Origin of the sequence: Rossellomorea sp. GCM10028870, from assembly GCF_042666755.1 — a bacterium.
Taxonomy (GTDB): domain Bacteria; phylum Bacillota; class Bacilli; order Bacillales; family Bacillaceae_B; genus Rossellomorea.
Genome location: NZ_JBHTGN010000005.1, coordinates 325,695 through 340,337, shown reverse-complemented (window position 1 = coordinate 340,337; position 14,643 = coordinate 325,695). Strand labels below are relative to the sequence as shown.

Here is a 14,643-nt window from a genome sequence, read left to right as displayed (position 1 = left end):
CATTGAAATGCAGAAAGGGAGATAGACTCCCTTTCCGTCATTCCCTTATTTAGATAGTGTTTCGTTCCATTTCATTTCGGCTTGTTCCAATGCTTCATCCACTGTCATATCCCCAAGCATCGCAGCATGAAGGGCTTCGTTCATGGCTGTGCGCAGCTCTTCGAAATTACTCATCGGCGGGATCAGCACTTCACTGTCCTTCAATTGACCGGCTGACACGATACGCGCCTTATCAATCGGAGTCGCATCTGCAGGCTCTTCACTGAAGTATGGATCGTCTAACGCTGTTTCGATGGATGGAAGGATTGCCGTCTGTTTATCAAATTCCACCTGGTTTTCAGCATTTGTCAGGAAGATCGAGAAGTCCACTGCTGCTTGCTGATGCTCGGATTGCTTCGGTACAACGACGTTCATCGCCGCTACGTTCTTCTTATTTGTTTCACCCGTGATGATCGGAGCCGTTTTCGTTGCTTTTAAAATATCAGGAGCATTTTCTTCTACAATCGTCAGGAATTGTGGACCTGATGCCAAAATCGCAATTTCACCCGCTTGATATAAATCAACCGCTTTTGAATGGCCTTCCGTCAACACTTCACGAGGGATCAGATCATTCTTGTAAAGGTCCACGAAGAAGTTGAACGCTTCTTTCCCTTCAGCCGTGTTAAACGTCGCTTTCGTCATATCTTCATTGGTTAAGTCCACGCCCATCATCACCATTGTCTCTAGAAGGTGACTTCCATCAAGGGCCGGGAAGAATGCGTATTTACCCGTTTTATCTTTGATCGTTTTAGACACTTCTTTCAGCTCATCGAACGTTGCCGGCGCTTTCTCAGGATCCAATCCTGCTTCCTTGAAGATCTCTGAGTTGTACATCGTCACTTGAGAAGAAAGATACCAAGGAATACCGAACGTCTTCCCATCAAACGTGTTGGAAGTCCAGATGTTCTCGAAGTATTCACTCTTTACATCTTCCGGTACCATTTCATCCATATTCACCAGTGCATCAAGTTCTGCTAATTTAGCCGCGAATTGAGGATTCAAGTTCGCTACATCAGGAGCCGTCTTTGAAGCGACCGCTGAAAGAATCTTCGTTTCCATATCGCCCCAAGGAATGTCGACCCATTTCACTTTCACATTCGGGTTTTCCTTTTCAAAATCGGCGATGACACCGTTTAAATAATCATCGAATGTCGGAGATAACTGCATGGTCCAGAATTCGATTTCCACCGGATCATCTTTCGATCCCTCTTTTTGTCCTTCAGAAGAGCTTGAACTGCTGCTGTTGCAGGCAGCTGTAAATAGCATAGCAAACATCAACATGAGCGTTAATAGAAACTTTCCATTTTTAAACATATTGTTCATCCCTTTCCCCTTTTAGTTGCTGTTGTTACCCCTTTGTTAAAAATGAGTGCAGTGCCCTTGGAAGGTCCCTTCTCCAGAAATCCCATAAATGGTCTTCATCTTCTTCGACATATGTATGGTTTTCTGTGATGAGTTGAAGCCTTTCATGAAGAGCGCGATTGGCCGAGAGGATGGAGAAGGCTTCGCCTGTGATCGGATAGATGACGGATATTTCCTGGATTCCGACGGTCTGATACACATGCCAAGGTGCTTTTGTTTCAATATTCCGAATTTTACAAGCGTGAAAATCTGTGTACGCTCCGGATTGAAGGAGCAAATGGGTCCATTTCTGTGGTTGATCACATGCGATCGTGAGACAGATCGCAGCCCCGAGGGAATCTCCCAGCAGTCCTGTCTTCCGGCTTTCTTTTCCTGTAGATTCAACCCGTTTTTCAATGTGCGGCACAAGCTCTTGGTTGAAGAATTGAATATACTGATCATGGTGTTTGCCTGATGGATGATAATAATGATAGCGTTCTTCTGAGGTGGATGGAGGAACGAGTACGAGAAGGAGATGAAGACCCCTGCCGGTTTCCCCCTGTAAGACTTGATGCAGTGCCTGATGAAGTTGACCCAGTTCGATGTAATCCCTACCATCCTGGACAAACAAGATATCCACCGCAGCACTGTGTCCCTGCTTAACTTCCAGGGTATAGTAGAGTAGTTTTTTGCCTAAGGTATGACTCATCATCTGGTGTTCTCTTAAACTTGAAATCAACGAAACCATTTTCCCCCTTCCATGGTTGAGATTTCCTAGCTTGTTTCTATCCTAGCATATGAAAGCGCTTTTGTGAATATGTTCTCCATTTTTTATTTTTTTGGTGGAATAATGCTCCACAAAAATCCATAGTGGTGCCTCGAACACTCATAAATGAGGGCCCTGTTCACTTTTTATACGTGGGATACAATGATCTCCATGTCGCCTTCAAGCTCAAAATGATCCATTCCAGAAGGTAAAATAAAATGATCGCCTTTGTTCAACGAGAGCTTTTCTCCACTTACATGGAGCATTCCCCCGCCTTCTATCACACTGGCAAGCTGAAAGGGTTGATCCTGTTGAAAAGAGGCCCGGCCATTGATGCGCCATTTATAAACGGTGAAATAATCCGCCTCCACATAAGTGGTCACCTCGGCCCCATCACGCTTTTCCACCTTGTGCTTCACTTCGGGCGTCTGATGAGGGACCGCCGTGACATCAATGGATTGACGGACATGCAGCTCACGGGTCTTCCCGTCCTGATCCCGCCGGTCATAATCATAGACGCGATATGTCGTATCCGAGTTCTGCTGGGTCTCAAGGACCAACGTGCCTTTACAAAGAGCATGGATGGTTCCACTCGGGACAAAGAAGAAATCCCCTGGCTTGATCGGTACCCTCCGTAGAAGATCGTCCCACTTTCCGTCTTCGATCATCCTCACAAACTCTTCCTTCGTCCTTGCCTTATGCCCGAAGATCAGCTCCGCCCCTTCATCGCAATCGATGATATACCAGCACTCCGTCTTCCCGAGCTCTCCCTCTTCATACTCTCTGGCATACTCGTCATCCGGATGAACTTGAACAGAAAGATCGTCATTGGCATCCAGGATCTTGGTGAGTAACGGAAAGACCGGCGAAGGATGATCACCGAACCATTCCCTCTTCTCCTCCCAAAGCTCCCCGACCGTCTTTCCCGCATGCGTACCATTTTTCACGGTACTCTGGCCGTTCGGATGTCCCGATATCGCCCAGCACTCTCCCGTCAGCTCCGAGGAAATTTCATAATCGAACTTCGACTTCAATGACGTTCCGCCCCATATCCTCTCGTGAAATACAGGTTTAAGAAATAATGGTTGTTTCATAGCAGCCTCCTCATGATAGATTCGCCCCTCCATTCCAGGTGAAAAGAAGGGACACTTTGGTTACTATGATTCATGTTCCCGATGTATGAATGAAAACCCTTTAATTATTTTTATTTTTTTGGGGGACGGGGTTGTGGCCCTTTGTCCCAGGGTGGTGGGACGGGGGGGACAGGTCCCTTGTCCCAGAACCTTAATAAAGACGAGGGAATCCCCTCGTCTCTTTCATTTTTGGGACAGGGTGCCTGTCCCCATGTCCCTTTTAGCCAACAACAGCGAGCCGATCACTCCCTGATTGTCATTCAATTGGGGAGGCACAATATACTGTTCGAAGTCGTCTATTTGGACATAGTGGTTAAGAAGTTTTGCTGCTTTTTCTCGAATGAGTGTGTAAAGGATGGTTTGCTTCATGACCCCCCCGCCCAATATGATTTTTTCTGGGGCGAGGATCAAGCTGTAGTTTACGATGGCTTGGGCCAGGTAGTAGGCCTCAAGCTCCCAAACTGCCTTCACCTCTTCCAACTCGTATCCTTTCTTTCCATATCGGGTAAGGATAGCCGAACCAGAAGCCATGCCTTCTAAGCAATTTCCATGATACTGACAACCGCCTTCAAAAGGATCTTCCGGATGCACAGGTACATAAATATGGCCCATTTCGGTATTGAAGAGTCCCTTAGACACTTTTCCATTTTGGACAAATCCCGCTCCGATACCCGTTCCGACGGTTATATATAAACAACTGTCAGAATCCTGTGCAGCTCCTGTATGAAATTCTCCCAATGCAGCTGCATTCACATCTGTATCCACAAAAACAGGGACAGAAAAGTGACAGGAGAGGGCTTGATAGATATTGAAATTCTTCCACAAAAGTTTAGGAGTATTTAAAATCTGCCCAAAATTTGCCTTGTTTTTATTTAATTCGATTGGACCAAAGCAGCCCACTCCAATCGAAGTTAACGTGTAGTCTGAAAAATATGAGTAGACGTTCCCTAATGTTGTTTCAGGATCTTGAGTCGGAAAGACCGTCCTGCTGATGATTTCCCCCTTCTCATTCCCGACGGCACAAACGAATTTCGTTCCACCGGCTTCTATTGCACCATATAACATGGCTCTCCCTCCAACTGAAAGAAGGGTTCCCATTTGTATGAACCCTTCTCTTCAAATTATTTACTGTTGCTGCTCATCACGTAATCAGATGCTCCTAGTATGAAGCGCTTCTACTGTTCCTTCTTCCACTCATCGTATTGCTTTTGAATTTCATCCAGTACTTTTTGCATTCCGGCTTCATCCAGCTTTTTATTGAAAGCCGGTAAGTATTCTTCAGGATCTACAGCACCTTTCAACAAGGCAGGAGAGAATTCACTTGTGACATTCGAGATTGCTGCAATTTCCGTTCGAACAGGATTGGAGTCAAAGTAGAAACCAAGTGCCGGAGACGCTTTTGCGCTTTCATTGAATTCTTCAAATGCGTCCCATTTGTCTGCCGGATCATCTTCGTAAAGCTTCAGGATCAGCTGATTCCCGATGGCAAAGCTCGGCATGTTATAGTTTTCAACTCGAGCAGGCAAGTCCTTGATCGTTCCATCTTCGTTCTCTTCGTAGTGAACCCCTTCGATCCCTTTATCAAGCAAGTTCCTTAAATATTCGTCGGAGTTTAATAGATTCAAGAACATCATGGCTCTTTCCGGGTGTTTAGAAGTGGCTGAAATGGCTTGCATGGAACCCGTGACCGAATTATTGAAGATATACGGTTCATGAAGTTCTCTCGTCACGATTTCATATCCTGCTGATCTGGACCAGATGGCCTCTGCGTATGGCTGATAAATTTCTTTACGGACGAACCAGTTAGCCGTTTCCAGTGGCCATGAGTCTGTGCTTGTTGCTGCATCTTTTTGGATATAGCCTTTTTTATAATATTCATGCATCGTTTTTAACGTTTCCATCGTAATATCTTCTTCGTATTTGTTCACAACCTCATCCGTGTTCCCATCCAAACGGAAGGCAAATGGCAACTCCTCTTGAAGGATGGAGTCGAAAGGAAGATACGCATCAAATGTGGCAATAGGTGTGACATTCTTTTCTTTTTCTTTAATGACAGCGAGCAGTGGCTCCAGATCTTCAATGGAGTTCACGTTTGAAATATCCAGTCCATGTTTTTTCACCAGTTCATTATTAAAGGAAAGGACAGCTTGCTGACCTACTTCTTTATTCGTCGGTACTGCATAAAGTTCCCCGTCGATCTTCGCTCCCTCAAGGAATGCCGGATCAATTAGTTTCTTCATGTCTTTCCCGTATTCATCCATTAACTCATTCAATCCAACAAAGGCTCCCCTTCTTGCATTCAACGCGTAATTGTTGGCCCATGAGCTTGTGAAGGCAATATCATACTCTTCCCCGGAAGTTGTGATCACCTGCATCCGGTCATTATACTCTCCCCAATCCAGGAGTTTCAGGTCGATCGACGTGTTGATCTTTTCCTTCGTGTACTTGTTCACTTCTTTCATGACATCGTCAACATCTTTTTGCGGAGTTCCGATTAAATACCAGGTCAGAGTAACATGATCATCGGTGGAGTCACCTGATGTTTCCCCGTTTGAACTTTTTCCGCTACACGCTGCCAGCATCCCCATAAGCAGCACCAATACAAGTGAAAGTACCCCTACTTTTTTCATTTCCATCCCCCAGTTCGTTTAATATAGTTGCTCTATCAAAAAAGGAATTGTTCTCCTTCTATGAATACGATCAATCTTTTACTCCTCCAATAGTCAGTCCTTTTATAAAGTACTTCTGAAAGAACGGATACGATAAAGCAATCGGAAGAGTGGCAATCACCACCATGGCCATCCTGGCTGAATCTTGTGGAATTGATTCCAGGATTGAGCTGTTTTGGTTTGAAAGCATGGCATTCTGTTTAATAAAGTCCATATTGTTCTCAATCCGCATTAGAAGAGATTGCAATGGTATCAAGTTCGGATCGTCAATGAAAAGGAGAGCGTTGAACCAATCGTTCCAATACGCTAGGGTATTGAATAGTGCAATGGTTGCGATCCCTGGAACTGATAACGGCAGCACAATGGTTAAGAAAATTCTCCACTCTCCTGCTCCGTCGATGCGGGCCGATTCAAGAATGGCTTCCGGTACGGATCTTAGGAAGAACGTTCTCATGATAATGATGTAGAAAGCATTGACCGCCATTGGGAGAATCAAGGCCCACATCGAATTCTTCAGATCAAGGAATTGGGTCATCACGATGTAGAATGGAACCATTCCTCCGCTGAATAGCATCGTAAAAAAGGCGATAAACGTAAATTGCTTTCTGAATACAAACTGTTTTCTTGATATCGCATAGGCGTATAACGCAATGACCGTCACGCTGATGAACGTACCTAATACCGTAACTAAGATCGTTACACCATAAGCTCTTATAACCTGGGCCTTCATTTCCCATAAATATTTATAGGCCTCTAAACTCCACTGTTCCGGAATAAGCTGATAACCATTTTCCGCTAAAGATTGTTCATTACTAAGGGAAATGATGATCACGTATAAAAACGGAAAGATACATAGAAAGGCGAAGGTACCAAGCAATAGATGCATGAAGATGCTCGTCTTACCTGAAAATCCATAAGGGTTATACGTTTTTTTCTTCGTTTTTTTCTTATCTGTTTCCTTCTGGTAACTCGTCGTGACATTAGTAGATGTCTCCATCTAGTACTCTCCTTTCTCTCTAATTTATTTTCTTAGAACAAGGCATTATCCTCATCAATCTTTCTCACAATATAGTTCGTTAGTAGAATCAAGATAAATCCAACGGTTGCTTGGTATAAACCAGCCGCTGTACTCATTCCTATATCTCCCATTGTCATCAATCCCCGGTAAACATATGTATCAATAACATTCGTTACAGAGTAAAGGGGACCTGAGTCACGGGGGATTTGATAGAACAACCCGAAATCGGCACTGAAGATGCTGCCAATATTCAGTATCGTCAATATGACAATGAGCGGCATGATCATCGGGATGGTGACGTGACGGATCTGCTGCCACTTATTGGCTCCGTCGATCATCGCAGCTTCATAATGCGTACGATCGATACCGACAATAGCGGCAAGATACACAATACTGCTGAATCCTACGCCTTTCCACTGGCTGATGACGGTGATGAAATAAGGCCAATATTTTGGTTCGTTATACCACGAAACGGGCTCAATATGAAAGAAAGCCAAAACACTATTAAATAATCCTTTGTCTACACTTAGAAAGGCAAATACAAAGTAACTCACTACCACCCACGATAAGAAATGAGGAAATAACATTCCAGTCTGATAGATTTTGGCTAATTTCTGCTTCGTGATTTCACTTAATATGATGGCTACGGCTACAGATAAGATCAGTCCGACTACGATAAAGAGGATGTTATAGAGTAAGGTATTTCTCGTTATGACAAACGCATCATTTGTACTAAACAAGAATTGAAAATTTTCGAATCCCACCCATTCACTGTGAAATACGCTGGCAAAGAAGCCATCCGGGTGAAACCGAAAGTTCTTAAATGCAATGATCTGCCCAAACATGGGAATATATTTCATGACAATGAGCCATATGAACCCTGGTAAAATCATGAATAGCCATATGCGGTTATCGTACACATTTTTAACAAATCGATTGACTCTGCTCATGTTTTTCCTCCTTTCTTAACTCTATACGTCAATTATATGAAAACCCTTACATGATAAAAAGTTGAGATATCTTAGATTTACTGGTCAAAATAAATACAATCCTGAAAATAAACTATATTTTCAGGAAACTATGAAAAAAAGCCTCTTAAAAAGAGACTTTTTCTCATGCCTGTGAATGTTGTTTCCTCCACTCGGAAGGGGTTGCACGTTCGTATTTTTTAAACTGTTTATAGAAATAAGTAGCATCTGTATAACCTACTTTTTTACCGATATGACCCGCTTTTTCATGTGAAGTCATCAAGAGTTTCTTGGCCCTGTCAATTCTCAGATGGTTCAGATATTTGGTGAACGAATCTTTGACTTCCTTCTGAAATAATTGTCCTAAATAGATAGGGTTGATGTGAAAACGATGACCGAGTGTTTTCAAGGACATGTCTTCAGAGTAGTTCTGATGGATATACGTAAGAACCGTTTGAATAATTGGACTTTTCCTCTCTTCTCCACTATCCTCCTGTTCAATGTACCTGATGCACTGATCCATGATGGCAAGGGCGTCTTCCTTGCCATGAAGGTAAAGGATCTGATGGATTAATTGAACGTATTGAGTATACTCCAAGGAAATCAGAAACTTGTTTTTCATCTGAAAGAAATATTCCAGCATCATGCTTTTAATAATGAATACCTCTTTATCCTGTTCAAGCTGAGTGAAGGTCCCACTTAAATATTTCCGAACAGCATCATATTCCTGATTCGCTAAGTGCTCCAGAATATCCGGTTTCAAATAGTTGATCGTCTGCTTGTCCGATGTTGACGTTTTCAGGTGCATTTCCTCTGCTATACGATGATCTTGATCCGGCAGCAGCATCTTCAATTCACACGCCATTTCTAACTCCCTGAACACCTTCTGGGCATCATCGATGACATCTACTCTTCTACTCATGACAACAACGTGTTCTTTCCCGTTACACTCATGTTCAACAATCAAGGAGACCTCCGCTTTCTCTGCTTCAAAAGACTCTTCAGACCATATAAGCAGAATATCCCCTGAAGGTGTCGTGACCGCCAATGTACTCGTTTCTTCCTCGATCGTTTTCTGGAGGTGTATCGCTTCTTCCAATTCAGTTTTTACCAAACCCAGACGAAGAGGTGTTTGAATATTGACCCTTGGGTAGAACGAGATTCTTTCTTTAAAATCATTGTCCGTCATTTTTCCCATCAGCCACCTCCAAATGGAGTGATCCCTGAGGATAAGGATAGACTCTTCTTCTAGCGATATCCGGTCTATTTTTTCTTTCAAATGAAGGATGGTAGACAAGAGCTCCTCTTCATTAATGGGCTTTAACAGGTAATTCTCAATACCAAGTTCCAGGCCTTTTTTCACTAAGTCGAACTCTTGAAAGCCTGAAAGAATAATGGACTTAATCGATTCTTTTTCCTTGTTTATCTTCTCGATCAACTCCAGGCCGGTTAGTTCGGGCATTTTGATATCAGTGATTAATACATCAAATTCCACTTCCCTGGATAGCTTGAGCGCTTCCAGGCCATCCTTTGCTGTCGCTACAATGGTAAATCCGAGGTCTTCCCAATCGAGTATATACTTCAATCCTTCAAGAATAAGCGGTTCATCGTCAACCAGCATAACTCTAATCACTTTCTACACCTCACTTATTAGCGGTAATTTAACCGTGACGGAAGTTTTGACATGAGGCAGACTACGGATTTCCACCCCATAATCGGAACCATACTTTAATTGAATGCGCCTGTGAACATTTCCCAATCCGATGGAATCGGAGTTTCCTTCTTCCTGCTTCAGCCTTGCTTTGATATCCTCCAACTTTTTCTGCTCAATGCCACTTCCATTGTCTTCTATGTTTATGAAAAGGGTACCTCTATCCGCATAAATGGAGACCGTTAGTTGGTTGGTTTCAATATCCCTCCTGAATCCATGCAATAAGTAATTTTCAATCAAGGGCTGTAAGACAAATGGAGGCATATAATAATCCTTCACTTTATCTTCTACGTGGAAATCGTTGATGAGCTGATTCTGAAATCGTATTTTAAATAATTCAATATATTGGTGTGCATGGTTGATTTCGTTCTCAACCTTGACAAGGTCTTCTGTTTTCAATGAATAGCGAAATAACTGAGCCAGTTGGACAATCATTTTGGCCGATGTCCGCCCACCCTCGGCCAATGATTTCATCCGTATGGCTTCCAGTGTGTTGTATAAGAAGTGGGGATTAATCTGCGCCTGAAGGTTGGCCAATTCCGCTTCTCTTTGTTTCAACTTGGATAAGTAGACTCGATCAATGTAGTCATTTAGATCATCCAATGTTTCGTTAATGGTGTGAGATATATCTGTTAGGTCATCATCTACATTCGCGGTGATAATTCTTGCCGATAAATTCCCTTCTTGTACTTCCTTCATCTTACTAAGAATCTCATCCACTCGTTTAGAGTAGCCACGCAATGCGATGTAAGGAAGGGAAATAGACAAAACGGTCAACAAAACCATAATAGAAAGAATGGTTGATTTATAGGTAAGGAGCTGGGCCATTTCCTTTTCTGAAATGACAGCGGTGATCATGAGCTGACTCGTCGGCTCGATGGAGGATTGAATATAGTAACGCTCATCCAAGTCTATTTTCTTTTGAACCGCACGATAGGATAAATCCTTTAGAAGCTTTTCAGGAGCATTTCCATAAGAATAATAGAGTTCTTTTTTCATATTTGTAATAAAGAAAGATCCTTTGGAAGGGGTCTCTTTCAGTGATAATAACCGATCTATATTCTCATAACTGAAAAAGACCCGTACTTTTCCCAACCGGTCCATGGAAACGGGATCGTTTATTTGTTCTTCCACAACATACATATCTTTGGGCACGACATACGTTTCCTTGGAAAGGGGTTGGTTTTCTACCATCACGCCCGTGTCTTCTTGAGGTTGATTATGTTGATTCCACCTACTATGATCAAACAGGTACATATATTCTGTTCCTAAATTTTCATTTCGAACTTGCAAGGCGACGGACTCTGGATCTCTGGAAAAATAGTTCTTCACATAAATATCGAAATTATAAGGAACAAAGGAATCACTGCTTGAGAATTTATCTAAACGATAGCCGATGTATTCTTGGTAGTCATGCTGTAACGCGAAAGCCAAATCTTCAATCAACCGTTCTTCTTGATAAAGCTGACGGATACCCTGACTGACGAATTGATGCTTGGCATGTATGTCCGATTTGATCTCATCGATCACCGCTTCTTGTCTATCAATTTCCCGCTGAACGATAAAGTCAGAGTAGTATTCTGATAGAAAGACAAACAAGGTAGACATGGTAAGGAAAATGATGAGGGAATAGGTTAAAAACACCCGATAGAACATTCTCTTGCTTATTCGTTTGAAAAATAGGAACGCTTTCATTTATGTAACCCCTAACATAAGGCAAAAGGGGAACAGCAGCCTGAAAGCGCCTGTTCCCTGTTCTTTACCTGCGATTTGATCAAATGGGCAAATCCGGTGGTCCTGTCCGGATGATGGTGACTTCCCTGATGGGTGCCGGAACAACGATCTGCTTATAACCGTGGTTCACTCCAATTGGGACGCCCAGAGTTCTGCCCCTTTATCGCGATTTCAATCGTCTTGACTTCATAAGGACTGAACGTCAAACATAATGGGATTTCATTGAAATCCGAGATGCTTTCATCTTCCATAAGATTGATTTCCCGCCATGCACTTAACGGCAATGAGCTGGTGACGGTGACGGACGAGCGTGCACCCTCCATTTCATGAAGACGGACAATCAGGGATTCACGATCTTCCGCTTTTTTCACCGTGTCGATGATGACGCCATGGCCGGAAATTGACAGAAAGGGTTCCTGAAACCCTGATCGGACTTCTCCCTGGACGATCCGAAACGGTGTGTTCAGGTAAGTGGATTCCCGCTCTATATCATGCTTGGACGTTTGTCCAGCGAAAGGATACAGTGAATAGGTGAAATGGTGATGCCCTATATCCGCCTTGGGGTCTGGATATACAGGACCTTTTAGTAAAGAAAGGCCAAGGACATTATCTTTAATCGAGTAGCCATACTTACTATCGTTCATTAAACAGATCCCATAATAAGGTTCGCTGAGTGCCGCCCATTTATGACCAACCGACTCGAATCTCGCCATATCCCAAGAAGTGTTCCAATGGGCTGGGCGTTTGACGTTTCCGAACTGGATATCGTAAATCGCTTCGGTGGACCGGATGCTAACTGGAAACTCCACTTTGAGAAGCTGCTGTCTGGCCGTCCAATCGATATCTGTCTCGAAGTCGATGCGTTTTGTATGAGTATAACAGTGGATTTTCTGGAAAATCTCCATCTGCGGAGTTTTCCATGTGAATGCCACAGTTGTTTTTAATGGTCCATTTTCAAGTATAGTACACTCCTTTAGGAAATCAATAGGTGTCGATTTCTCCACATAGTACAGGTCGATGTCCCAGGCATCGTGGGCGAGCGGCTTGTCTTCGTAGAGTTTCAGCACATTGCCCGCTGCTCCCTCCTGAATCATCTCCCTCCCCTCTTCTTTATCGAAGAGACTTGTAATGTGACCATTTGAATTCCAGCGGATGTGATAAAACGGTGTTTCCCATCTTCTTTCATTCAAGTCAATGTTACTTAACATCCCCTTTTCCTTCTCCCCCTTCCCTGCCAAACTGAGTGTATGATAGGAGAAAGGCTTCGTTTCAGGTACCAGGACGAGGGTATCACCATTAGACAGAGTCTGGGTCTCGACCTTTTTCCCATCCAGCACATAAACACCATTGGATTCAGGCACGGTGACGAGGACCGATGATGTATATTGATGTGGATGGAGGAATGACCAATGTTTATCCCCATCGAAGATCTGGTTCTCTTGAGAGGACATAATCGTATCTTTGATGGCAGAAGCTTTTTCATAATCTTGATGGGCATCCTCATATACTTCCGTAATCGAAGAACCCGGGATGATGTCGTGAAATTGATTGAGCAGAATCATCTTCCATCCTTTTTCAAGGAGCGCCTGTGGATAGTGATCCCATCCATTCACAGCACTGTTCCAGGAAGAGAGAAGTTCCGCTTCACGGTACCCGTATTCCAGCTTGCGATTCATTTCTTTCATCTTCGCATGACTGGTATACGTACCCCGGTGATACTCCAAATATAATTCCCCATCCCACGTATGAGTGTACTGATCGGATTTCCCGACGGTATCATGAAGTTTCTCGAAATAGTCATGGGCATTGACAGACTTTACGGACGGCATGCTTGGAACGGTATCGAGGTGGCGTTTCATTTCAATCATCTCACGGTTGACGCCGCCGCCTCCATCTCCGTATCCATATGCCAGGAGCAGTTCTTTATTCAAGTCTTTATCACGGTACTTTTCCCAAATGCCCTTTACGGTTTCAGCCGTAATCAGCCCGTTATACGTATAGAACCATGAGTCCGCGGGTCTTCCCGGTTCAGGCGTCGTAATGAAATGGGTCAGGATTTCCGATCCGTCGATCCCTCTCCACTGGAAGGTATCGTGGGGCATCCGGTTGTATTGGTTCCAACTGATTTTCGTCGTCATGAACGTATCAATGCCGGATTTCCTTAATAGTTGCGGAAGGGACCAGCTGTAGCCGAATACATCAGGAAGCCATAATGTCCGCGTCTTCTTATTGAACTCTTTCTCAAAAAACCTCTTCCCATATAAAAGCTGCCGGACGAAGGATTCACCGGACGGAATGTTACAGTCGGCTTCCACCCACATGGAGCCCTCCACCTCCCACTGACCGTCGGCGACCTTCTCTTTGATCGCTTCGAACAATTCCGGGTCTTCCTCCTTGACCCATTCGTAAAGCTGAGGTTGACTTTGCAGGAAAGTGTAGTCAGGATAAAGTTCCATCAACCTTAGGACTGTGTAGAATGTCCTCCTTGCCTTTTCCTTCGTGTGCTTTGTACGCCACAGCCAGGCAAGGTCGATATGGGAGTGGCCGATGGCATGAATGGATACATCCGAATGCTTGGGAAGGTTATCCACTTCCTGTAACAGGACAGAACGGGCAGCATAAAGGGTTTGATAAAAGGCCTCACTATCCCTGTCCGACCAGTCGATCTCACGGAATGCCCGGTTAAGGATGGCCAAAAGGTTGGTACGAGCAGGGTCGTTCTCATCTTGCTGCTTAATAGAATCCAGTATCGCCTTGGACTTGAAATAGAGGTCATCCACTTGCTCATCAAGGTATCCCCACCAGGCTTCCTTTAACCGGTAATACTGGTCAGCAGGCTGACCGCCACCTTCCAGTCCTGACCAAAGCTGTATGGAGATATCGAGGGAGTCATATGCAGGCAGGATGACTTCTTTATGGTTGGAATCGACCCCTTGGAACGGCTTCCCGTTCACATAGAGGAGGGACTCGAATCCTGAGTTGTTCCCTCCCCCTGTCCTTCCCAGATCAAGGAAGAGGACAGCCTTGTTTCCTTCCCATTCTTCCGGGATAGACAGGGACGTATTCAGCCACAGATATTTGTCCCTTCCTGACCAGGTATCGTTTACGGTCATCGTTTGATCTGAATAGCCTTCAGGGAAAATGTTCTCTTTTCCTTTTGGGGGCTCATGAAGACGGAAAGAGTCGATGCCCCTTATACCCCGGTATCGCAGGCGATCCAACTCGTTCAATCTGTTTTCTAGCTTTTGGATAGGATAAAACATA

10 protein-coding genes are annotated in these 14,643 nt (G+C 44.0%); all 10 read right to left on the bottom strand.

Features of this window, described 5'->3' with window-relative positions:
* Positions 1–45: 45 nt before the first annotated feature.
* The 10 genes from ACFQWC_RS20070 to ACFQWC_RS20025 all read right to left on the bottom strand — a co-directional run bounded on the left by ACFQWC_RS20070 (position 46) and on the right by ACFQWC_RS20025 (position 14,642).
* Positions 46–1,362, bottom strand: a complete 1,317-nt coding sequence (locus ACFQWC_RS20070; protein WP_299744362.1) for an ABC transporter substrate-binding protein — start codon at positions 1,360–1,362, stop codon at positions 46–48.
* 25 nt (positions 1,363–1,387) lie between these two features.
* Positions 1,388–2,128: an alpha/beta hydrolase gene (locus tag ACFQWC_RS20065; protein ID WP_341357107.1), complete on the bottom strand. Its 741-nt coding sequence runs from the start codon at positions 2,126–2,128 to the stop codon at positions 1,388–1,390.
* 164 nt (positions 2,129–2,292) lie between these two features.
* On the bottom strand, positions 2,293–3,240 hold the full coding sequence (manA, locus tag ACFQWC_RS20060) for a mannose-6-phosphate isomerase, class I (protein ID WP_341357108.1): 948 nt from the start codon (positions 3,238–3,240) through the stop codon (positions 2,293–2,295).
* Positions 3,241–3,462: 222 nt separating this feature from the next.
* Entirely contained in the window at positions 3,463–4,344 is an 882-nt protein-coding gene (locus ACFQWC_RS20055) for an ROK family protein (protein WP_341357109.1), read from the bottom strand.
* Between the two features lie 110 nt (positions 4,345–4,454).
* The gene (locus ACFQWC_RS20050; RefSeq protein ID WP_377108921.1) at positions 4,455–5,915 is read right to left on the bottom strand and encodes an ABC transporter substrate-binding protein; all 1,461 of its coding nucleotides are present in this window, start codon (positions 5,913–5,915) and stop codon (positions 4,455–4,457) included.
* A 64-nt stretch (positions 5,916–5,979) separates the two neighbouring features.
* Positions 5,980–6,945 carry a carbohydrate ABC transporter permease gene (locus tag ACFQWC_RS20045; protein WP_377108920.1) on the bottom strand — a complete coding sequence of 322 codons (966 nt, stop codon included), beginning with the start codon at positions 6,943–6,945 and terminating at the stop codon, positions 5,980–5,982.
* 32 nt (positions 6,946–6,977) lie between these two features.
* On the bottom strand, positions 6,978–7,916 hold the full coding sequence (locus ACFQWC_RS20040; protein WP_299744349.1) for an ABC transporter permease: 939 nt from the start codon (positions 7,914–7,916) through the stop codon (positions 6,978–6,980).
* 163 nt (positions 7,917–8,079) lie between these two features.
* Positions 8,080–9,567, bottom strand: a complete 1,488-nt coding sequence (locus ACFQWC_RS20035; RefSeq protein ID WP_377108919.1) for a response regulator transcription factor — start codon at positions 9,565–9,567, stop codon at positions 8,080–8,082.
* 3 nt (positions 9,568–9,570) lie between these two features.
* On the bottom strand, positions 9,571–11,340 hold the full coding sequence (locus tag ACFQWC_RS20030) for a sensor histidine kinase (protein WP_377108918.1): 1,770 nt from the start codon (positions 11,338–11,340) through the stop codon (positions 9,571–9,573).
* A 152-nt stretch (positions 11,341–11,492) separates the two neighbouring features.
* Complete coding sequence (locus tag ACFQWC_RS20025) at positions 11,493–14,642, bottom strand: alpha-mannosidase (protein WP_377108917.1); 3,150 nt, start codon at positions 14,640–14,642, stop codon at positions 11,493–11,495.
* Position 14,643: the final 1 nt, after the last annotated feature.

Coding starts and splice junctions, on each gene's coding strand:
- ACFQWC_RS20025 (WP_377108917.1), bottom strand. CDS start 14,642: ATGTTTTATCCTATCCAAAAGCTAGAAAACAGATTGAACGAGTTGGAT.
- ACFQWC_RS20055 (WP_341357109.1), bottom strand. CDS start 4,344: ATGTTATATGGTGCAATAGAAGCCGGTGGAACGAAATTCGTTTGTGCC.
- ACFQWC_RS20065 (WP_341357107.1), bottom strand. CDS start 2,128: ATGGTTTCGTTGATTTCAAGTTTAAGAGAACACCAGATGATGAGTCAT.
- ACFQWC_RS20040 (WP_299744349.1), bottom strand. CDS start 7,916: ATGAGCAGAGTCAATCGATTTGTTAAAAATGTGTACGATAACCGCATA.
- ACFQWC_RS20030 (WP_377108918.1), bottom strand. CDS start 11,340: ATGAAAGCGTTCCTATTTTTCAAACGAATAAGCAAGAGAATGTTCTAT.
- ACFQWC_RS20045 (WP_377108920.1), bottom strand. CDS start 6,945: ATGGAGACATCTACTAATGTCACGACGAGTTACCAGAAGGAAACAGAT.
- ACFQWC_RS20050 (WP_377108921.1), bottom strand. CDS start 5,915: ATGGAAATGAAAAAAGTAGGGGTACTTTCACTTGTATTGGTGCTGCTT.
- ACFQWC_RS20070 (WP_299744362.1), bottom strand. CDS start 1,362: ATGAACAATATGTTTAAAAATGGAAAGTTTCTATTAACGCTCATGTTG.
- manA (WP_341357108.1), bottom strand. CDS start 3,240: ATGAAACAACCATTATTTCTTAAACCTGTATTTCACGAGAGGATATGG.